The sequence below is a fragment of the Vibrio sp. 10N.247.311.47 genome, assembly GCF_041467535.1.
In the GTDB taxonomy this organism is placed as follows: domain Bacteria; phylum Pseudomonadota; class Gammaproteobacteria; order Enterobacterales; family Vibrionaceae; genus Vibrio; species Vibrio crassostreae_C.
Genome location: NZ_JBFSUR010000001.1, coordinates 239075 through 258579 on the forward strand (window position 1 = coordinate 239075; position 19505 = coordinate 258579).

Below are 19505 nucleotides of genomic sequence, written 5' to 3' on the forward strand. Positions count from 1 at the left end.
CGATTGCAGCCCTTTTGCTATTTTAAGCCTTTAGACCTTGAGTTGATAAACAACCGGTCTTTTAATAAACAAGCTTAGAACTAATGTTCTTTAGTCAGTCCCATTAAAGCTTGCTGAGTTTCTGTGATTTTTGTCTGTGCCGTTTGCGGTGTTAGGATTCCAACCTGCTTTTTCGCTTCTTCTTCAGTAATCCCTAGGTGACAGCACAGTAAATCGATAGCCATTTGAGTGTTAGTACCTTCAACCATGATCCTTTCCTTTTTGTACATGGACTAGACAATAAATCATCTGAAGTCACTGTAAACGGATTGTTATATCGACACCATACGACTTAGGTCTAATAGAGTGTATTTAATTCGGATGTGGTCTCGTAATCAAATGTTGCAATTTAATGCTTAACCTTGTTTTCTTAATCTAAGACTATATGTATAAGTAAGTATAAGTCTTCAAGGTTGGAATCTATTGCTGTCTGCCTTGTCTATAACAATAAGTTTTATAAAAACAGCTTTCATGCGGAGATAAGTAATGAAGCGAGTAATGTTGTTCCTTGCAACTAACCTAGCGGTTGTATTGGTACTAAGTGTTGTTCTTAATGTTGTATACGCAGTTACAGGTATGCAACCCGGTAGCCTCTCAGGTTTATTGGTGATGGCTGCGGTATTTGGTTTTGGCGGCTCATTCATTTCATTAATGATGTCGAAGAAAATGGCGCTACGCTCGGTAGGCGGCATGGTCATTGAAAGCCCACGTAACGAAACAGAACATTGGTTGATGGAGACGGTAAGCCGTCAATCTCAACAAGTTGGTATTGGTATGCCAACAGTGGCGATCTACGACTCGCCAGACATCAACGCATTCGCGACAGGTGCTAAGCGTGACGATTCATTGGTAGCAGTATCAACAGGCCTGCTGCACAACATGACGCGTGATGAAGCTGAAGCAGTATTAGCGCATGAAGTGAGCCACATCGCGAACGGTGATATGGTGACCATGACGTTAATGCAAGGTGTAGTGAACACGTTCGTTATCTTCCTATCTCGTTTCATCGCCAACATTGTTGCGTCGAATGACAACGAAGAAGAGGGTGGCAGCAACATGATGGTGTACTTCGGTGTGTCTATGGTGTTGGAATTGGTATTTGGTTTCTTAGCAAGCTTCATTACGATGTGGTACAGCCGTCATCGTGAATTCCATGCCGATGCAGGTGCAGCGAACCTAGTGGGTAAAGAGAAGATGATTGCAGCGCTAGAGCGTCTAAAGGTGAGCCATGAGCCACAACTAGAAGGTTCTATGATGGCATTTGGTATCAACGGTAAGAAGTCTCTAACAGAGCTTCTAATGAGCCACCCGCCGCTAGACAAGCGTATTGCTTCTCTACGTAACATGTAATCGCTACGTATTCTTCAGTCGCTAATCGACAAGATACATTTGAAAGGCTTCCTTCGGGAGGTCTTTTTTGATCTTGGCATCTAAGACAGTAAGTATTCGAGGAATAGGTGTCTGGCGATAGAGGGTTACTGGTGATGAAGCATTACGATATTGATTGGTTGATATCGCACGGATTGAGATGAGTAGGGTAATGATACTGGGTTGCTTTGTATTATTTTGCTGACGTCTCTTGTGCTCAATACACTTTGTTCCGCTCAACAAAAAGGCTTCCACATGGGAAGCCTTAGTCTATTCTGCGATTCGAAATTCGAATATTACAGCTTGTCAGTTAGCTCGATTGCTTGACCGATGTAGTTTGCTGGAGTCATCTCTTTCAGACGAACTTTCTCGTCTGCAGGAATCTCAAGACCATCGATGAATGCACGCATGCCTTCGCCATCTACACGTTTACCACGAGTTAGCTCTTTTAGCTTCTCGTATGGTTTTTCGATGCCGTAACGACGCATTACTGTTTGTACTGGTTCAGCCAATACTTCCCAGTTCTTGTCTAGTTCAGCAAGTAGCGCAGCGCGGTTAACTTCAAGCTTGCTAATACCTTTCAGAGTCGAAGTGTATGCAATGATTGCGTAGCCAACACCCACACCTAGGTTACGAAGAACCGTAGAGTCAGTAAGGTCACGCTGCCAGCGAGAAACTGGAAGTTTTTGTGCAAGGTGGCTGAATACTGCGTTCGCTAGACCAAGGTTGCCTTCAGAGTTTTCGAAGTCAATTGGGTTAACTTTATGCGGCATTGTCGAAGAACCGATTTCGCCAGCAATAGTCTTCTGCTTGAAGTGACCAAGAGCGATGTAGCCCCAAACGTCACGGTCGAAGTCCAGAAGGATTGTGTTGAAACGAGCAACAGCATCAAACAGCTCAGCGATGTAATCGTGAGGTTCGATTTGAGTTGTGTACGGGTTCCAAGTTACGCCAAGAGATTCAGTGATGAACTCTTCGCTGAACTGGTGCCATTCAACTTCTGGGTATGCAGAAAGGTGTGCGTTGTAGTTACCTACAGCACCGTTGATTTTCGCTAGGATCTCAACGTTTTCGATTTGCTTGTATTGACGTTCCATACGGTACGCAACGTTAGCCATCTCTTTACCCATAGTAGAAGGAGAAGCTGGCTGACCGTGTGTACGAGACAGTAATGGAATATCACGGTACTCGTTCGCAAGTGCTTTGATAGCATCAATTACGTTACGGATTTCTGGAAGAATCACTGTGTCACGAGCTTCTTTAAGCATAAGCGCGTGAGAGGTGTTGTTGATGTCTTCAGAAGTACATGCAAAGTGAATAAATTCGTTTACAGCGTGAAGTTCAGGAACGCCAGCAACTTTCTCTTTCAAGAAGTACTCAACCGCTTTAACGTCGTGGTTAGTCGTGCGCTCGATCTCTTTGATACGTAGAGCATCTTCTTCGCTGAAGTTAGCGGCTAGTTCATCAAGAAACTGGTTAGCTTCTGCACTGAACGCTGGTACTTCTTTGATTGCATCAGTTGCTGCAAGCTTTTGTAACCAACGAATTTCAACGATAGAGCGGTACTTTAGTAGTCCAAACTCACTAAAGATGCTGCGTAATGCAATAGTCTTACTTCCGTAACGGCCGTCTACTGGTGAAACAGCAGTCAATGCTGACAGTTCCATGGTGTTCTCCTGAATTGAGTTTTCTAAATTTTGAGAGGTTTATACCAGTAACAATCTCAATTGTCACGCACATTGCGCAATCGTTTGCGTGAGAGTTGTGTTGATACAAAAAACAAGCTCGCGACGAGGCGCGAGCTAATAAACTACATTCGAGCTAGTAGGATTTGAGCCTGCTCGATCATCTTCTTACGACCGAAGATAAGGTGGCGACGTTTACCGCCAACTTGACGCCATAACACAGCGCTTCGAATCCCTGATAGAAGCAGTGCGCGAACCTTATGTTGGCTCGATGTCTGCTGAAGTACAGACGGAGTACCAGAAACCTGAATGCGAGGGCCGATAGGGCTGACGACATCAAGGTAGATACTTGCAAGGTTGCTGATCATTTGCTCGTCAAACAGATCAAAGTGTTCAGTTTGGCGCTCTGCAGTTTGAATGCGGTCACCAAGCTGAGACATAGAGTCGTTGCGAGAAGACAGCTTACGCTCAAGCGCCATCAAGCTGATGATGTAACGCGTGATATCGCTACCTGCTGGAGTACTATCGATACCTTTTACTAAGCACTCAAGGCCAAGCTTTAGGTTCGCTTCACGTCCAAATACGCCCACGGTATTCGATGGGTTGGTATTTAAAATGGCACTGAGTGAAGCTTCAAAGGCATCTTTATCACAATGGCCGTCTTTCGCTACTTGTTGAACCAAAGCCACAGCTTGGCAAATTCCGGCGAAAGCAATAGTACGGTCATAAAGTGTATTAGCCACGTAGTAACTCCTAGTTGTCTTCTATCGTTTGTCGTTTGATTGATTAGATGCGCTTTTCGATGATACCACCACCAAGACATACTTCGCCTTGGTAGAACACTGCAGATTGACCTGGGGTCACTGCGATTTGTGGCTCATCAAAAATAACCTTAATGTTCTCATCATCAATTGGGATGATTGTACAAGGAATATCTGTTTGACGGTAACGTGTTTTTACCGTGCATGTCATAACTTCAGTAATTGGTGTGCGATTTACCCAATGAAGTTGAGATGCGATCAAGCCTTCTGATTTCAGAAGAGGGTGGTCTTTACCTTGTACTGCGATAAGTACATTACGCTTAAGGTCTTTTTCACCAACAAACCATGGTTCTTCGTTACCGCCACCACCTTTAGTGCCGCCAATATGAAGGCCTTTACGCTGACCTAGCGTGTGGTACATCAAACCTTGGTGTTGACCAATCACTTGGCCTTCAGGTGTTTCGATGTTACCCGGTTGTGCTGGTAGGTATTTGCCTAGGAACTCAGTGAACTTGCGCTCACCGATAAAGCAGATGCCTGTTGAATCTTTCTTCTTAGCTGTGATCAAGTCTTGCTCTTCAGCAATACGTCGCACTTCTGGCTTCTCTAATTCACCGACAGGGAATAGGCTGCGTGCCACTTGATCTGAGCTTAGCGTGTATAGGAAATAGCTTTGGTCTTTGTTGCTGTCTAGACCGCGTAGCATTTCTGGTTTTACGCCGCCATCAAGCTCTTCTTGAGTTGGGAAAGTACGACGAACGTAGTGACCCATCGCAATGTAGTCTGCGTCTAGCACTTCATCCGCAAACTCTAAGAATGCTTTAAATTTGATTTCTTTGTTACAAAGAATATCTGGGTTAGGTGTACGACCTGCTTTGTACTCTTCAAGGAAGTATTCGAATACGTTGTCCCAGTATTCTGCAGCAAAGTTGATAGTGTGAAGGTGGATACCTAGTTTGTCACATACCGCTTGAGCATCAGCAAGATCTTCAGCTGCCGTGCAGTATTCTTCGTTATCGTCTTCTTCCCAGTTTTTCATGAAAAGGCCTTCTACCTGATAGCCTTGTTGCTGAAGAAGATACGCCGAGACTGACGAATCTACACCGCCGGACATACCGACAATTACTTTCTTTTCGCTGTTTCCAGAGCTGATATCTGACATGTCTAAACACCGTTACTATTACTTGGTCGCAGATTCTAACAGAAAGAGAAACGCCGTGACAGATCCGAGACCGGAATCACAGTTTCATTTGCACAAATAGTGCGCTGACTTTGTTAGAGAATCGCATGAGAGCGAGGTGAGTCGCTATGATGTCAGAAGTATATGTGGCATAGTCGCTCGAAATCCAAGACCTGAGATAAAAAAATGTCTGAACAAAATGAATTTATGCAAGAAGAAGAGCTGATTGAGATCATCGAGAACCAGCTTGAAGATGGCGAACCAGTGAAAGTGAAAGAGACGTTGATGCGTTTAATGATGACAGGCACTCCACGTGAAGAAGCAATTGCGGCTATGGCATGTGCACTGGCAATTGAAGTATTTGACGTTATGAAAAACGGCGCGGAGTTTAATCAAAAACGTTACGCAGAGCATTTGGGTATGCTGCCTGATTTAAGCTTTATGGAAGCCGAATAAAAAAAACCTTCAGCAAACGTTTGCTATAGTTTGAAAGATTGCCGCGTTAAATATAGCGCGGTAGAATCCGCCACCTATTTCCCCTTGACTTAGACTAGCCCTATGAAATTCCCTGGACAACGTAAATCAAAGCACTACTTTCCGGTTCACGCTCGTGATCCTCTAGTGAGCCAAGCTCAAAGCAGTAAAAGAATGTCACGCACTCATATTATCGGTATTGACCAAACATTGGTGGATATTGAAGCAAAGGTGAGTTCTGAACTTATTGAGAAGTATGGTTTGAGCAAGGGACATTCACTGGTTATTGGCGACGCAGCCGCTGAATCTTTGTATCAAGAATTAAAAGAGCAGTGCCTGATTACCAATGAATACGCTGGTGGCACAATTGGTAACACATTACACAACTATTCAGTGCTAGCGGATGACCGTTCTACACTGTTAGGTGTAATGAGCCAAGATATTAAGATTGGTAGTTACGGTTATCGCTATTTATGTAATACATCAAGCAGAATGGATCTGAACCATTTACAAGGGGTAGATGGCGCAATTGGTCGCTGCTTTGCATTAATTACAGAAGACGGTGAACGTACTTTCGCAATTAGCGAAGGACAAATGAACCAATTAAAACCAGAAAGCATTCCTGAAAAAATCTTCAAAAGTGCTTCTGCTTTAGTTTTAACGGCTTATTTAGTTCGCTGTAAGCCAGGCGACCCGATGCCTGAAGCAACAATGAAAGCGATCGAATACGCGAAGAAATACGATGTGCCAGTCGTTCTTACACTAGGTACTAAGTTCGTTATTCAAGATGATCCAGAATTCTGGAAAGATTTCCTTGAGCAACACGTAACGGTTGTTGCAATGAATGAAGACGAAGCTGAAGCGTTAACGGGTGAAAGCGATCCACTGGCTGCATCAGATAAAGCGCTAGACTGGGTAGACCTTGTTCTATGTACTGCGGGACCTGTTGGCCTATTTATGGCTGGTTATACAGAAGATGCAGCTAAGCGTGAAACGTCACTGCCTTTACTTCCAGGTTCAATTGCGGAATTCAACCGTTTTGAATTTAGCCGTCCTGCGCATAAAGATTTATGTGAAAACCCAACTAAAGTGTATTCGCACATTGCGCCATACATGGGTGGACCAGAAAAGATCAAAAATACCAATGGTGCAGGTGATGCTGCGTTATCAGCTTTATTACATGATATGGCTGCTAATAAGTACCACAAAGAAAACGTGCCAAACTCAAGTAAACACCAACATTCATTCTTGACGTACTCTTCGTTCTCACAAGTTTGTAAATATTCTAACCGTGCTAGCTATGAAGTGTTGGTTCAACACTCTCCACGTTTATCTCGTGGCCTTCCTGAAAGAGAAGATAGCCTAGAAGAAGCGTACTGGGAAAGATAAGTTACTTTCTTTAATCAGTAGTACTATCAGTATCAGTTGGTTTCTAATACTGATAGTACAAATATAAAAAAGGCTCCGAAAGGAGCCTTTTTTGTTTCTGAATATATTGAAGTCGTAAATAATACTTGGGTCGACTTAAATATTAATTCTATCGCTTAGCGTGTAATTGATTACTCACTAAGTAAACTAAATGTTTAGATAGCAAACTCTTCTAGAGATTTACCAGCATCTAGCTGTTCTTGGATAGCTGAAGGCGTACGGCCTTGACCTGTCCAAGTCTTCTCGTCGCCGTTTGCGTCTACGTATTTGTATTTCGCTGGGCGAGGAGCGCGTTTAGCTTTTGTTGTTTTAGATTTTGCTTCACCAGAAAGTGCAGCAATAAGATCGGCAACATCAATTCCGTCTTTTGCAATTTGTTCAGCAATAGCAGAAAGCTTAGCTTCTTGCTCTGCTTTAGCAGCACGCTCTTCAGCTTCAGACTCTTGACGCTCTTGTACAACAATAGTCAGCTTGTCTAGCGCTTCTTCAAGTTGCTCAAGAGTTAATTCACGTGAGAACGCACGAAGGCTGCGGATATTTAATAGAGTTTTTGTTAATTCAGACATGATATTTTCCATCAAGGTAAACTAAATAATCTTCCTAATAATAAACAGAGCCTAGGAATAAAACAAATAGTATTTCTTCTATTACATATTTAAATATAAAAGTGAGATGAATAGTTGAAAATTCAGAGCAGTATTTCTATTGAATTTATAATAATTATTAAGAATATCTTAAAAAATGATATGTGACAGGTGGAGTAGTCAACTTATGTAGACTATTCTTCTATTGATTAGTTCATTAACAAAAAGCTATTTTTCTCGGAATGATATGTTGCATTGTTGCTCTTGATGAGTACAATTGCGGCTACCTGATGCGAGGTGTTGGTTAATTTGTTGTTAAACTCTGGTTTACACGGTTAATAATGTTATCGCACGTAGAGGTGCAATTATAAAAAGTAACTTCCGTTGGGGTGATGCCAATGAACGGGAATGAAAGGTGTAATTGCCGAAGTAAATTGTATATCTAAGCAATTTGCTGGGGTTGTGCTCAATAGGTACAACACTGCCATAGTCTTAATTTTAAACTATGGAGCGCTACTGTAGGGTTGGGTGAAGTGTTCACTTCCCTTTCGCTTAGTTCAACATGAGCTTGGTCAGCCGTATCAAGTTTGTCTGCAGTAGATCTCTAGCCAAATAAAAAACTGGTTTTTGAAGATCATGAATTTAATAGATTTTGCAACATCACCTTTATCTTTGCTTCCGCCCCTTGTGGCTTTGAGCCTTGCTATTGTTACCCGCCGTGTATTGGTTTCTTTGGGTGTCGGTATCGTTATGGGTGCCATCTTACTGGCTGACTATTCAGTAGGTAATGCCGCTAGCTACGTATTTACTAAAGCATCTGGTGTTTTCATCGAAGATGGTGGTATCAATACTTGGAACATGAGCATCATTGCTTTCCTAATTATTCTTGGAATGACAACAGCGCTATTAACGCTTTCTGGTGGTACTCGTGCATTCGCTGAGTGGGCTCAGTCTCGAGTTAAGAGCAAGCGTGGTTCAAAACTGCTTGCTGCATTTTTAGGTGTATTCATCTTTGTTGATGATTACTTCAACAGCTTGGCAGTGGGTGCAATCTCTCGTCCTGTTACAGACCGTTTCTACGTATCTCGCGCTAAGCTAGCTTATATTCTTGATTCTACTGCGGCTCCTATGTGTGTGATCATGCCAGCTTCTAGTTGGGGTGCTTACATCATTACTATTATTGGTGGCATCTTAGTAACACATGGTGTGACAGAGTATTCTGCTCTAGGTGCTTATGTTCGTCTTATTCCAATGAACTTCTACGCGGTATTTGCACTATTGATGGTGTTCGCAGTGGCGTGGTTCGGTCTAGATGTTGGTAAGATGCGCGATCACGAGATCGAAGCGTCTCAAGGTCGTGGCTTTGAAGGCGACAACGATAGCCAGCAAGCTCACGATCTAAACGAAGAGCTAGACATCGAAGAGAGCGAGAACGGTTCTGTTTCTGACCTAATCATGCCGATCGTTTCATTGATCGTAGCGACTGTAGCTGCGATGCTTTACACAGGCGGTCAAGCGTTAGCTGCTGATGGTCAAGCGTTTAACCTACTTGGTGCATTCGAAAATACAGATGTTGGTAAATCTCTTGTTTACGGTGGTGTTATCGGCTTACTAGTAGCACTAGCGACAGTATTCAAGCAAAAGCTATCTATGACTGATATCGCAAGAACAATGTGGATCGGTGCTAGCTCTATGTTTGGCGCGATTCTGATTCTTGTGTTTGCATGGACTATCGGTTCTGTTATCGGCGACATGAAAACGGGTTCTTACCTATCGTCTCTAGTAACAGGCAGCATTGATTACCACTGGTTACCGGTTATGTTGTTCCTTCTAGCGGGCGTTATGGCGTTCTCTACAGGTACATCTTGGGGTACGTTCGGTATCATGCTACCAATCGCGGGTGATATGGCTGCAGCATCGGATATCGCACTGATTCTTCCAATGCTAAGTGCGGTTCTAGCGGGTGCAGTATTTGGTGACCACTGTTCTCCAATCTCAGATACGACGATTCTGTCTTCTACTGGTGCTCGTTGTAACCACATCGACCACGTCTCGACTCAGCTTCCATACGCGTTGTCTGTAGCGTTCGTATCGTGCATTGGTTTCATCACTCTAGGTATGACATCTTCAATTGGCATCGCATTTGGCGCAGCGTCTCTAACGTTTGTTGCTGTATGTTTTGCATTGGCTTACTTCTCTCGCTGCAAAATGGCGACGTGCAAAAGCTAAAACTGAAAGTTAATCAGTAAACTATCAGGGAGGCGTTTGCCTCCCTTTTTTGTGCCTGTTAATTTAATTTTAAGTTTCGTGAAAAAAGTTCGAATAAATGGTTGAAAAAGGATGTCAGCTTAGTTAGTGTGGAGACAAGACAGCAAACAACCTAAGAGCTGATAAGTATGCGTAAATTAGTAATGAACATTCATCACCATCATCACCCTATCTAGTCTTTCGGGGAGATTTACGTATACCCGGGAGCAAGATTACTCCCGGAGGTTAAGTCAAAGAATTTAGATTTAAACCCTCGGGATGACAAAGTCTTCCGAGGGTTTTTTAGTTTTAGCGCTTTTAAATAATCAATAAATTCAAATATTTGCACAGGGATACAGCAATGCAGACACAACGCCTAAGAATCGCAATTCAAAAGAAAGGTCGCTTAAGTAAAGAGTGCCAAGACCTACTTAAAAAATGTGGTGTTAAATTTAACATCATGGGTGAGCGCCTAGTTGTTCATTCACTAAATATGCCAATCGACTTGTTACTCGTTCGTGATGATGACATCCCAGGTCTTATCATGGATGGTGTAGTTGACCTTGGTTTCATCGGTGAAAATGAACTAGAAGAAGTTCGTCTAGATCGTGTTGCTCTTAAAGAGCCTTCAGAGTTCCGCACACTACGTCGTTTAGACTTCGGTGGTTGCCGCCTTTCAATCGCTATTAATAAAGACGAAGAATACAACGGGCCACAAGACTTAGCGGGCAAACGTATTGCGACAACCTACCCACAACTACTTAAAGCCTACATGGACGAGCAGGGTGTTGAGTTCAGCACTTGTATGCTAACAGGTTCGGTTGAAGTCGCGCCTCGCGCTGGCCTTGCAGACGCTATCGCTGATTTAGTTTCTACAGGTGCAACGCTTGAAGCGAACGGCCTAAAAGAAGCAGAAGCTATCTTCCAATCGAAAGCAACACTGATTCAACGTGTTGGCGACTTCGACGCAGACAAGACCGCACTGATTGAAAAACTACTGACTCGTATGCAGGGTGTTCAACAAGCGAAAGAGTCGAAGTACATCATGCTTCACGCGCCAACCTCTCAACTAGAGCAAATCAAAGCACTACTGCCTGGTGCTGAAGATCCAACGGTTCTTCCTCTATCTACAGACAAAGACAAAGTTGCCGTGCACCTAGTAAGTACAGAGAACTTGTTCTGGGAAACAATGGAACAGCTGAAAGAGTTGGGTGCAAGCTCGATTCTAGTATTACCAATCGAAAAAATGATGGGGTAGTGACGATGAGAACCGTTGTTTGGCAATCTTTAAGTGAATCACAGCAAGACTCGGTATTAGAGCGTCCAGCTATTACTGAAGGTGCAAACATCACAGCGACTGTTTCTGATGTTATTGCAAAAGTACGAAATGAAGGCGATGCCGCGCTTAAAAAGCTGACTGCAAAGTTTGATGGTGTAACTCCAGAATCTATCCGAGTCAGTTCGGGTGAGATTGAAGAGGCGTGTGCTCGTCTAACACCAGAGATGAAGCAAGCGTTAGAGCAAGCTTATAGCAACATTGCTAAGTTTCACGAAGCTCAAAAGCCGCAGCCAATTAAGGTTGAGACACAGCCTGGTGTTGTGTGTGAGCAAGTGACGCGCGCGATTAATACTGTTGGCCTTTATATTCCCGGTGGCAGTGCGCCACTACCGTCAACGGTTCTTATGTTAGGTGTTCCTGCTCAAATCGCGGGTTGTCGTAAGGTTGTGCTTTGTTCACCTCCGCCAATCGCTGATGAAATCTTGTATGTCGCTAAGCTTTGTAAGATCGACGAAGTTTACAACGTTGGTGGTGGTCAAGCGGTTGCAGCAATGGCTTACGGTACCGAGAGTGTGGCTAAAGTCGATAAGATCTTCGGCCCAGGTAATGCCTACGTTACGGAAGCAAAGCGCCAAGTGAGTAATGACTTCCGCGGAGCAGCTATTGATATGCCAGCTGGCCCATCTGAAGTGTTAGTGATTGCTGATGAAACGGCTGATGCAGACTTCATTGCAGCGGATTTGTTGAGCCAAGCGGAACACGGGCCTGACTCTCAAGTAGTATTGGTAACTCCATCTCCAGTGGTTGCAGACCAAGTAACAGAAGCGGTTCAAAAGCAACTGAAAGAACTGTCTCGTGCGAACATCGCTCAGCAAGCATTGGCTTCAAGCTTAATCATCATTGCTGAATCGATCACTCAAGCGATTGCGATTTCGAATTTCTACGGTCCTGAGCACTTGATCGTTCAAACCAAGAACCCACGTGAATTGCTGCCATTGCTAGATAATGCAGGCTCAATTTTCCTTGGTGACTGGTCTCCAGAATCTGCAGGTGACTACGCATCCGGCACAAACCACGTTCTTCCGACTTACGGTTATACCAAGACGTATTCAAGCCTAGGTTTGGCTGATTTCTCTAAGCGAATGACGGTGCAGGAGCTAACAGCCGATGGGTTGAAAGGCCTAGCGCCAACAGTAGTAACAATGGCGGAAGCCGAAGGTTTGGATGCACACAAACGCGCTGTGACTATCCGAGTTGAAAAGTTAAATAAAGCGAAATAAGGGTAGGGCATGGAAAAGTTAGCAAGAAAACAAGTTCAGGCTCTAACACCTTACTTGTCTGCAAGACGCATAGGCGGTACTGGTGATGTATGGCTAAACGCCAACGAATCTCCGTTTGATAACGAGTACAACCTGAACTTGTCTCGTCTTAACCGTTACAGCGAATGTCAGCCAAAAGAGCTGATTGATGCTTACGCTCAATACGCAGGCGTGAAATCAGAGCAAACTCTGACAACGCGTGGTGCTGACGAAGGTATTGAATTACTGATTCGTGCTTTCTGTGAGCCGAACGAAGACGCTATTCTTTACTGCCCTCCGACTTACGGTATGTACGCCATCAGTGCCGAGACGATTGGTGTTGAGCGCAAGGTTGTGCCTTTAACGGCTGAATGGCAATTGGATCTTCCTGCTATTGAATCTCAACTAGACAACGTGAAAGTAGTGTTTGTTTGTAGCCCAAACAACCCAACGGGTAACTTAGTTGATCGCAAAGACATCATCAAACTGCTTGAAATGACGCAAGACAAAGCGATTGTGGTGATGGATGAAGCGTATATCGATTTCTGTCCAGAAGCGTCAACGGTCGACTTGCTTGAGCAATACCCGAACCTTGCGATTCTGCGTACCTTGTCGAAAGCTTTTGCTCTGGCGGGTTTACGTTGTGGCTTTACGCTGGCGAACAAAGCGCTTATCGATGTACTGTTGAAAGTGATTGCGCCTTACCCAGTTCCAATTCCAGTTGCTGATATTGCCGTTCAAGCGCTTTCTGAACAAGGACTAGCGCGAGCTAAGTTCCAAGTTCTAGATTTAAGTGCTAACCGAGCGTATTTGCAGGCGGGTCTATTAGGTATGCCTCAAGTGACGGTTTTTGATGGCTGGGGTAACTACTTACTGGTGAAATTCCCGAACGGCGATGAGTTATTTAAAGCGGCTTGGGATACGGGCATTATTTTGCGTAATTCACCTATTGAAGACTGTGTTCGTATTAGTATTGGTAACCGCGAAGAGTGCGAAAAGACACTTGGATTCATTCGTAACTTTTATCAGTAATGAAAGGCTTACCAGTAATAACATTTGCCAGTTTGAGTTGATTAATTGGGCTGGCAAGTGAAACCAATATTTTGGGTTAGCGTTTGATTTTAGCTAGGCCACCAGATTTAAAATTAAAAGGAAGTTCAAGTGAGTAAACAACAGAAAATACTTTTTATAGACCGTGACGGCACCTTAATTGTTGAGCCGCCAGTTGACTTTCAAGTAGACCGTTTAGACAAGCTAAAATTCGAACCGCGAGTAATTCCTAGCCTGCTTGCTTTGCAAGATGCTGGTTACCGCTTAGTAATGGTCACTAACCAAGATGGTTTAGGTACCGATAGCTACCCACAAGAAGATTTCGATGCACCACACAATATGATGATGGAGTTCTTCGAATCTCAAGGCGTTAAGTTTGACGACGTGCTTATTTGCCCTCACTTTGACGAAGACAACTGCTCTTGCCGTAAGCCTAAACTGGGTATGGTTAAAGAGTACCTACAAGGCGGTAAAGTCGATTTCCAACACTCTGTTGTGATTGGCGACCGAATGACGGATCTTCAACTGGCAGAGAACATGGCAATCCGCGGTATTCAATATAGCCCGGATGCGGAAACTGAAGGCACGCTTAACTGGCCACAAATCGTTAAAGATCTGACGGTTAATGCGCGTATTGCTGAAGTAGTTCGTACCACTAAAGAAACAGATATCAAGGTTGCAGTAAACCTTGATGAAACCGGTGGCAACAAGATCGATACCGGCATGGGTTTCTTCGACCACATGCTTGATCAAATCGCGACACACGGTGGTTTCCAAATGAACCTGACTGTGAAAGGCGATCTGCACATCGATGATCACCACACAGTAGAAGATACCGCTCTTGCTTTAGGCCAAGCATTGAAAGATGCACTAGGCGACAAACGTGGTATTGGCCGTTTTGGTTTCAGCCTACCAATGGATGAGTGTTTGGCTCAGTGTGCGTTAGACCTTTCTGGTCGCCCATACCTGAAGTTCGATGCTAAATTCAGCCGTGAGCAAGTGGGTGATCTTTCAACCGAGATGGTGGTTCACTTCTTCCGTTCTCTAACTGATACATTGGCTTGTACGCTACACCTTTCTTCTGATGGCAATAATGATCACCACATCATTGAGAGCCTGTTCAAAGCGTTTGGCCGTACTCTTCGCCAAGCAATCAAAGTTGAAGGTAACGAGTTACCAAGCAGCAAAGGCGTTCTGTAAGGGTTCGGTATGAAAGAGCAAAAAGTCGTTATTATTGATACTGGTTGTGCCAACGTTTCATCGGTGAAGTTTGCGATTGAACGTTTGGGCTACGCAGTTGAAATTTCAAAAGAACCAGAAGTGGTTCTTGCTGCCGACAAGCTATTCCTACCCGGTGTAGGTACAGCAAGTGAGGCAATGAAGAACCTGCAAGAGCGTGACCTTGTTACCCTTGTCAAGCAAGTTGAGAAGCCTCTGCTGGGTATCTGTCTAGGTATGCAGCTGTTAGGCAAACTGTCTCAAGAGAAAGGTCAAAAGGCTGATGAGTTAGTTGAATGCCTAGGTTTGTGTGATGGTGAAGTTCGTTTACTTGAAACGGGCGACTTGCCATTACCACACATGGGTTGGAACACCGTAACGGCAACACCTAATCATCCTCTATTTAAAGACATTGAAGAAGGCGAATACTTCTACTTTGTTCATAGCTTCGCAATGCCAGTGGGCGACTACACAATCGCACAATGTGATTACGGTAATCCGTTCACTGCGGCGGTTCAAAGTGGCAATTATTATGGTGTTCAGTTCCACCCAGAGCGATCTTCGAAAGCTGGCTCTAAGCTGATTCAGAACTTCTTGGAATTGTAATAAGGATTAGGCAGCGGCTAACGTTGCCATATAAGGAATGTAAATGATTATTCCCGCGTTAGATTTAATTGAAGGCCAAGTAGTTCGCTTATTCCAAGGAGACTACGGGCAAGTAACAGAATACAAAGTAGACCCAGCAGAGCAGTTTAATCTGTACCACCAAGCTGGCGCTGGCTGGCTGCACCTTGTTGACTTAACGGGCGCAAAAGACACAACGGCTCGTCAGTTAGACTTGATTGCTAAGCTCCTTGCTAGCACGCCTGCGAACATCCAGATTGGTGGTGGCGTGCGTAACGAACAAGATGTCGTTGATCTGCTAGAAGCTGGCGCACAGCGCGTTGTGGTCGGTTCTACAGCCGTTAAGCAACCTGAGTTGGTGAAAGGTTGGATGGAGAAGTACGGCGCGGAAAAAATCGTGCTGGCTCTGGACATCAATATTGACGAAAGCGGCATACGTAAAGTGGCGATTTCAGGTTGGCAAGAAGATTCAGGTGTGACCATTGAAGCGCTGATTGAAGACTACCTCACGGTTGGCCTTAAACACGTGCTGTGTACCGATATTTCACGCGATGGCACGCTAGAAGGATCAAACGTAGAGCTCTATGTTGATCTTTGTAAGCAGTACCCACAAGTGCAATTCCAATCATCGGGCGGCATTGGCAGCCTAGCTGATATCGAAGCGCTAAAAGGCAGCGGTGTTGCGGGTGTGATTGTGGGTCGTGCACTACTTGATGGCAAGTTTACCGCAGAGGAGGCATTTGCATGTTGGCAAAGCGCATAATCCCTTGTTTGGATGTCCGTGACGGACAAGTGGTTAAGGGCGTTCAGTTCCGTAACCACGAAATTATTGGTGACATCGTTCCGCTAGCACAACGCTATGCAGAAGAGGGCGCCGATGAATTGGTATTTTATGACATCACCGCATCAAGTGATGGCCGTGTGGTCGATAAAAGCTGGGTGAAACGCGTAGCTGAAGTGATCGATATCCCTTTCTGTGTCGCTGGTGGTATTAAATCAGCAGAAGATGCAGCGCGCATCCTTGAGTTTGGTGCGGATAAAGTGTCAATCAACTCACCGGCATTGGCTAATCCACAGCTGATTACTGACCTTGCTGATAAGTTTGGCGTTCAGTGTATCGTTGTCGGTATCGATTCATACTTCGACAAAGAAACCGGTAAATATCAGGTTTACCAATTTACAGGCGATGAAGCGCGTACTAAAGCAACCAAATGGGAAACCAAAGATTGGGTGCAGGAAGTACAGAAGCGTGGCGCAGGTGAGATTGTGTTAAACATGATGAACCAAGATGGCGTTCGTAACGGCTATGATATCGATCAGTTAAACATGGTGCGTGAAGTGTGTAATGTGCCATTGATTGCCTCTGGTGGCGCTGGTGCAATGGAGCACTTTGCTGAAGCTTATAAAAAGACCAACGTGGATGGAGCACTTGCGGCTTCGGTATTCCACAAACAAGTCATCAATATTGGTGAACTTAAACAGTATTTAAAACAACAAGATGTAGAGGTGCGACTATGAGTTTTGAACCCGTAAGCTTATCAAAAACAGAAGTAGGCGCATTGTCAGAGCGTATTAACTGGGAAAAAGTAGATGGCTTAGTGCCAGCGATTGTTCAAGATTACCAGTCAAGCCAAGTGCTAATGATGGGATACATGAACCCAGCCGCACTTGAGAAAACGGGTGAAACTGGCAATGTGACGTTTTTCTCTCGCACAAAAGAGCGTCTTTGGACGAAAGGTGAAACGTCGGGCAATGTATTGCAACTGCAAAACATCGCCTTGGACTGTGACAGCGACACCTTACTGGTTAAAGTTAATCCCATTGGTCCAACGTGCCACACAGGTACAACAACGTGTTGGGATGGAGACAAGCAAGAAGAGTCTCAGATGGTGTGGCTTCATCAGCTTGAGCAGCTATTGGCTGCCCGCAAGGACGCCGATCCTGAATCTTCTTATACTGCCAGTCTATATGCCCGTGGCACCAAGCGTATTTCGCAAAAAGTGGGCGAAGAAGGCGTTGAAGTCGCGCTTGCGGCGACGTCGGGCGATAAGGCGGAGTTAGTGTGTGAATCAGCAGATTTGATTTACCACCTAATGGTTCTTCTTCAAGACCAAGGCTTATCGATGGATGATGTGGTAAATAAGCTGAAAGAGCGTCATAAGTAAGCTCTCTTTAGATTAATAGAACCGCGTAAAAGACAGACAAAAGCCCCGCAAACAAACATGTTTACGGGGCTTTTTAGTTTTTTAATTTTTTAATTTTCAAGATTTCAAGATTTCAAGATTTCAAGATTTCTAAGCCCTACGTCACTTTTCTAACCTCTGACTTTGCGTCATTCCGAGGAGCCTAAGCGACATCAGGAATCTCTTCTCTTAATCTGACTTCTTAGTCGAACGAGTTACCCGCAGCACTTCTTGTCTTTCTTACCACTGCCACAAATACACGGATCATTACGGCCGATTTTAAAGCTCTCAACGGTTTGATTTAAGCGTGGGTCAATTTCTGGTTGTGTAGTTTGTTCCTGCTCTGGGAAGGTACCATCAATGTAGTACCAAAGACCGTCTTCACGTATAAAGCGAGAGCGTTCTTGCATGCAGTATTGTGCGCCTTCTTCATTGAAGTAAGCTTTAAACTCAACAAAGCCTTCGTCTTGGTGCGAGCCTACCGCAGTATCGATGACTTCTAGTCCTGCCCAATCACTGTTGATAGATTCGGCAATACCTTCTCTTTGCGCTTCTGCGTTGCAGCTAGGGTGGTAAGTCGCAACAACATAGTCAACTAAACCCAACACGTGCGCTGAATAACGAGAGCGCATCAACTGTTCAGGCGTTTCAACAGCACTGTGGTGAAGGTGCGCTGATTCACAGCACTGTTGGTAAGTATTTTTGCTACCGCATGGGCATAAAGACATAGTCAGATCCTGTAAAAATGGCCTCTATTAAGAGGCCATAAGTGAATGCGTGGGAGTTTACCAAGAAACGATCGCTCACCAAAGTTTAGTTTCTGTTGAAGTTATTGAAATTATCAAAGTGTTAGCGCGAAGTTTACTATTTCAAGGCTGGAGACAATAGCTCTTGAGCCCAAGTCGTCGCTTCGTCATAAGCTTGACCAAGTTGAGCTTCACTCAGTTTGAGAAGCTGGCGAATACGAGTCGCTTCTTCCCAACGAGCTTGCTCATACGCAACCACCATCGCCAATACAGCACCTAACACGCCTTTACGTTGAATCAAGGCTTGTTTGATCTCGATGTCGATCGGCACTGAATCGAGTACTTGTTTCAATGGTTGGTCAAAGAGTGAGTCCAACAGAGAGAACATACCGGTCAAAAAGGCTTGTCCAGGCTCAACCTTAACATTCATCTTCTCAACCAAGAGTTCACACTGACGTGCGCGTATTACCGCTAAGCCATAAAGTGAGTCCGGCTTATCTTCTTTCGCGGATGCGATAGCCACCAGTGAAACGAACTTACGCAGTTTCTGTTCACCAAGGTAAATAAGCGCTTGGCGGAATGAACGAATCGTTGTTGGTGAACCGCCAGCGGAGTTTACGTAGGTAAGTAGCTTATACGACATGGTCACATCGAGCGTAATTAAACGCTCTACTTCACCAAAGTCGATAGGGTCGTGCGCAATCTCTTTTAACAGCTGAACGGTCGTCAGGAATGCCGGGTTGAGCGCACGCGTTTGGATCATCTCTGGCTTGCTAAAGAAATAACCTTGAAAGTAGGTGAAGCCTGCTTTTTTCGCTTCTTGGTATTCTTCGTACGTTTCTACTTTCTCAGCAAGGAACTTGATATCTAGCCCTTTGAGAGAGTTCATAAACATCGCTGCTTTGGCAATTGGCGTCAAACGGATATCGAACTTGATAATTGAAACGTAGGGTAAGAAGCGCTTCCAAGCTTTACTTGGCACAAAGTCGTCTAGCGCAATGGTATAACCCGCGTCAAAGATGGTTTTGATTGCTTCAAGTAATTCGTCTGTTGGTTCGCAGTCTTCAAGAACCTCAACAACGAGGCTTTCTTTGGGGAACAGAGTAGGGACTAAGTTGATTAGGCTTGCATATGGGAAGTTCACGAACCCAAGCTTATCACCCAACGTATTATAGTGGGTCGATAAGAAGTGATCGGAAAGCAAACGGCTAGTAGCGAGCTCCGGCTCTACTTCAGGGAAAGTGTTCTTAGGACCATCCCTGAATAGCAACTCGTAACCTATGGTTTTCTTGCCTGTGTCGAGTATTGGTTGACGCGCTACGTATGAATATTTCAACTTGG

The 19505-nt window shown here is 44.5% G+C and carries 19 protein-coding genes, 1 riboswitch and 1 other annotated feature; of the genes, 12 read left to right on the top strand and 7 right to left on the bottom strand.

Annotation, left to right across the window (positions count from 1 at the left end):
• Positions 1-80: 80 nt before the first annotated feature.
• A complete protein-coding gene (locus AB6E51_RS01035; RefSeq protein WP_017060256.1) occupies positions 81-248 on the bottom strand; it encodes a hypothetical protein in 168 nt (55 codons plus the stop codon).
• Positions 249-525: 277 nt separating this feature from the next.
• Between AB6E51_RS01035 and htpX the strand changes: the two genes are divergently transcribed.
• Positions 526-1389, top strand: coding sequence for a protease HtpX (gene htpX / locus AB6E51_RS01040; RefSeq protein WP_029235495.1), 864 nt, complete (start codon positions 526-528; stop codon positions 1387-1389).
• A gap of 314 nt (positions 1390-1703) precedes the next feature.
• On the opposite strand, the gene purB is transcribed toward htpX, so the two are convergent.
• The 3 genes from purB to mnmA all read right to left on the bottom strand — a co-directional run bounded on the left by purB (position 1704) and on the right by mnmA (position 5015).
• On the bottom strand, positions 1704-3074 hold the full coding sequence (purB, locus tag AB6E51_RS01045; protein WP_372058557.1) for an adenylosuccinate lyase: 1371 nt from the start codon (positions 3072-3074) through the stop codon (positions 1704-1706).
• Between the two features lie 143 nt (positions 3075-3217).
• Positions 3218-3835, bottom strand: a complete 618-nt coding sequence (hflD, locus tag AB6E51_RS01050; protein ID WP_017060259.1) for a high frequency lysogenization protein HflD — start codon at positions 3833-3835, stop codon at positions 3218-3220.
• A gap of 43 nt (positions 3836-3878) precedes the next feature.
• On the bottom strand, positions 3879-5015 hold the full coding sequence (gene mnmA, locus AB6E51_RS01055; RefSeq protein WP_372058556.1) for a tRNA 2-thiouridine(34) synthase MnmA: 1137 nt from the start codon (positions 5013-5015) through the stop codon (positions 3879-3881).
• Between the two features lie 204 nt (positions 5016-5219).
• Between mnmA and AB6E51_RS01060 the strand changes: the two genes are divergently transcribed.
• The gene (locus AB6E51_RS01060) at positions 5220-5489 is read left to right on the top strand and encodes a hypothetical protein (RefSeq protein ID WP_371720809.1); all 270 of its coding nucleotides are present in this window, start codon (positions 5220-5222) and stop codon (positions 5487-5489) included.
• Between the two features lie 102 nt (positions 5490-5591).
• Positions 5592-6896 carry an inosine/guanosine kinase gene (locus tag AB6E51_RS01065; RefSeq protein WP_017060261.1) on the top strand — a complete coding sequence of 435 codons (1305 nt, stop codon included), beginning with the start codon at positions 5592-5594 and terminating at the stop codon, positions 6894-6896.
• Between the two features lie 194 nt (positions 6897-7090).
• Here the strand turns inward: AB6E51_RS01065 and AB6E51_RS01070 are convergent, their stop codons facing one another.
• Entirely contained in the window at positions 7091-7501 is a 411-nt protein-coding gene (locus tag AB6E51_RS01070; RefSeq protein WP_017060262.1) for an H-NS family nucleoid-associated regulatory protein, read from the bottom strand.
• A gap of 364 nt (positions 7502-7865) precedes the next feature.
• A riboswitch (Lysine riboswitch) is annotated at positions 7866-8043 on the top strand.
• Positions 8044-8155: 112 nt separating this feature from the next.
• Here AB6E51_RS01070 and AB6E51_RS01075 point away from each other — a divergent pair.
• From AB6E51_RS01075 to hisIE, 9 genes are all read left to right on the top strand, one after another.
• Complete coding sequence (locus tag AB6E51_RS01075) at positions 8156-9748, top strand: Na+/H+ antiporter NhaC family protein (protein WP_372058799.1); 1593 nt, start codon at positions 8156-8158, stop codon at positions 9746-9748.
• A gap of 190 nt (positions 9749-9938) precedes the next feature.
• Positions 9939-10074, top strand: a sequence feature (His leader region).
• 53 nt (positions 10075-10127) lie between these two features.
• Entirely contained in the window at positions 10128-11024 is an 897-nt protein-coding gene (hisG, locus tag AB6E51_RS01080) for an ATP phosphoribosyltransferase (protein WP_017060264.1), read from the top strand.
• Positions 11024-12325: a histidinol dehydrogenase gene (gene hisD / locus AB6E51_RS01085; RefSeq protein WP_017065318.1), complete on the top strand. Its 1302-nt coding sequence runs from the start codon at positions 11024-11026 to the stop codon at positions 12323-12325. Before hisG ends, hisD begins: the two co-directional genes overlap by 1 nt.
• Before the next feature lie 9 nt (positions 12326-12334).
• Complete coding sequence (hisC, locus tag AB6E51_RS01090; RefSeq protein WP_372058801.1) at positions 12335-13375, top strand: histidinol-phosphate transaminase; 1041 nt, start codon at positions 12335-12337, stop codon at positions 13373-13375.
• Positions 13376-13504: 129 nt separating this feature from the next.
• Entirely contained in the window at positions 13505-14593 is a 1089-nt protein-coding gene (gene hisB / locus AB6E51_RS01095) for a bifunctional histidinol-phosphatase/imidazoleglycerol-phosphate dehydratase HisB (RefSeq protein WP_017067390.1), read from the top strand.
• A 9-nt stretch (positions 14594-14602) separates the two neighbouring features.
• A complete protein-coding gene (gene hisH / locus AB6E51_RS01100; RefSeq protein ID WP_017060268.1) occupies positions 14603-15217 on the top strand; it encodes an imidazole glycerol phosphate synthase subunit HisH in 615 nt (204 codons plus the stop codon).
• A 43-nt stretch (positions 15218-15260) separates the two neighbouring features.
• Complete coding sequence (gene hisA, locus AB6E51_RS01105; RefSeq protein WP_017067391.1) at positions 15261-15998, top strand: 1-(5-phosphoribosyl)-5-[(5-phosphoribosylamino)methylideneamino]imidazole-4-carboxamide isomerase; 738 nt, start codon at positions 15261-15263, stop codon at positions 15996-15998.
• Positions 15980-16753, top strand: a complete 774-nt coding sequence (gene hisF, locus AB6E51_RS01110; protein ID WP_017060270.1) for an imidazole glycerol phosphate synthase subunit HisF — start codon at positions 15980-15982, stop codon at positions 16751-16753. The genes hisA and hisF overlap by 19 nt, the downstream gene beginning before the upstream one ends.
• Entirely contained in the window at positions 16750-17400 is a 651-nt protein-coding gene (gene hisIE, locus AB6E51_RS01115) for a bifunctional phosphoribosyl-AMP cyclohydrolase/phosphoribosyl-ATP diphosphatase HisIE (protein WP_017060271.1), read from the top strand. The genes hisF and hisIE overlap by 4 nt, the downstream gene beginning before the upstream one ends.
• Before the next feature lie 233 nt (positions 17401-17633).
• Here hisIE and AB6E51_RS01120 read toward each other — a convergent pair whose 3' ends face one another.
• The gene (locus tag AB6E51_RS01120) at positions 17634-18146 is read right to left on the bottom strand and encodes a YchJ family protein (RefSeq protein ID WP_372058802.1); all 513 of its coding nucleotides are present in this window, start codon (positions 18144-18146) and stop codon (positions 17634-17636) included.
• A gap of 136 nt (positions 18147-18282) precedes the next feature.
• Positions 18283-19500, bottom strand: coding sequence for an EAL and HDOD domain-containing protein (locus AB6E51_RS01125; protein WP_029235542.1), 1218 nt, complete (start codon positions 19498-19500; stop codon positions 18283-18285).
• Positions 19501-19505 lie beyond the last annotated feature (5 nt).

What these genes read in the sequence shown, in the direction of transcription:
- hisIE (WP_017060271.1), top strand. Translation starts at nt 16,750, where the DNA reads ATGAGTTTTGAACCCGTAAGCTTATCAAAAACAGAAGTAGGCGCATTG.
- AB6E51_RS01120 (WP_372058802.1), bottom strand. Translation starts at nt 18,146, where the DNA reads ATGTCTTTATGCCCATGCGGTAGCAAAAATACTTACCAACAGTGCTGT.
- AB6E51_RS01065 (WP_017060261.1), top strand. Translation starts at nt 5,592, where the DNA reads ATGAAATTCCCTGGACAACGTAAATCAAAGCACTACTTTCCGGTTCAC.
- htpX (WP_029235495.1), top strand. Translation starts at nt 526, where the DNA reads ATGAAGCGAGTAATGTTGTTCCTTGCAACTAACCTAGCGGTTGTATTG.
- purB (WP_372058557.1), bottom strand. Translation starts at nt 3,074, where the DNA reads ATGGAACTGTCAGCATTGACTGCTGTTTCACCAGTAGACGGCCGTTAC.
- hisF (WP_017060270.1), top strand. Translation starts at nt 15,980, where the DNA reads ATGTTGGCAAAGCGCATAATCCCTTGTTTGGATGTCCGTGACGGACAA.
- mnmA (WP_372058556.1), bottom strand. Translation starts at nt 5,015, where the DNA reads ATGTCAGATATCAGCTCTGGAAACAGCGAAAAGAAAGTAATTGTCGGT.
- AB6E51_RS01035 (WP_017060256.1), bottom strand. Translation starts at nt 248, where the DNA reads ATGGTTGAAGGTACTAACACTCAAATGGCTATCGATTTACTGTGCTGT.
- hisA (WP_017067391.1), top strand. Translation starts at nt 15,261, where the DNA reads ATGATTATTCCCGCGTTAGATTTAATTGAAGGCCAAGTAGTTCGCTTA.
- hisC (WP_372058801.1), top strand. Translation starts at nt 12,335, where the DNA reads ATGGAAAAGTTAGCAAGAAAACAAGTTCAGGCTCTAACACCTTACTTG.
- AB6E51_RS01070 (WP_017060262.1), bottom strand. Translation starts at nt 7,501, where the DNA reads ATGTCTGAATTAACAAAAACTCTATTAAATATCCGCAGCCTTCGTGCG.
- AB6E51_RS01060 (WP_371720809.1), top strand. Translation starts at nt 5,220, where the DNA reads ATGTCTGAACAAAATGAATTTATGCAAGAAGAAGAGCTGATTGAGATC.
- hisH (WP_017060268.1), top strand. Translation starts at nt 14,603, where the DNA reads ATGAAAGAGCAAAAAGTCGTTATTATTGATACTGGTTGTGCCAACGTT.
- AB6E51_RS01075 (WP_372058799.1), top strand. Translation starts at nt 8,156, where the DNA reads ATGAATTTAATAGATTTTGCAACATCACCTTTATCTTTGCTTCCGCCC.
- hisG (WP_017060264.1), top strand. Translation starts at nt 10,128, where the DNA reads ATGCAGACACAACGCCTAAGAATCGCAATTCAAAAGAAAGGTCGCTTA.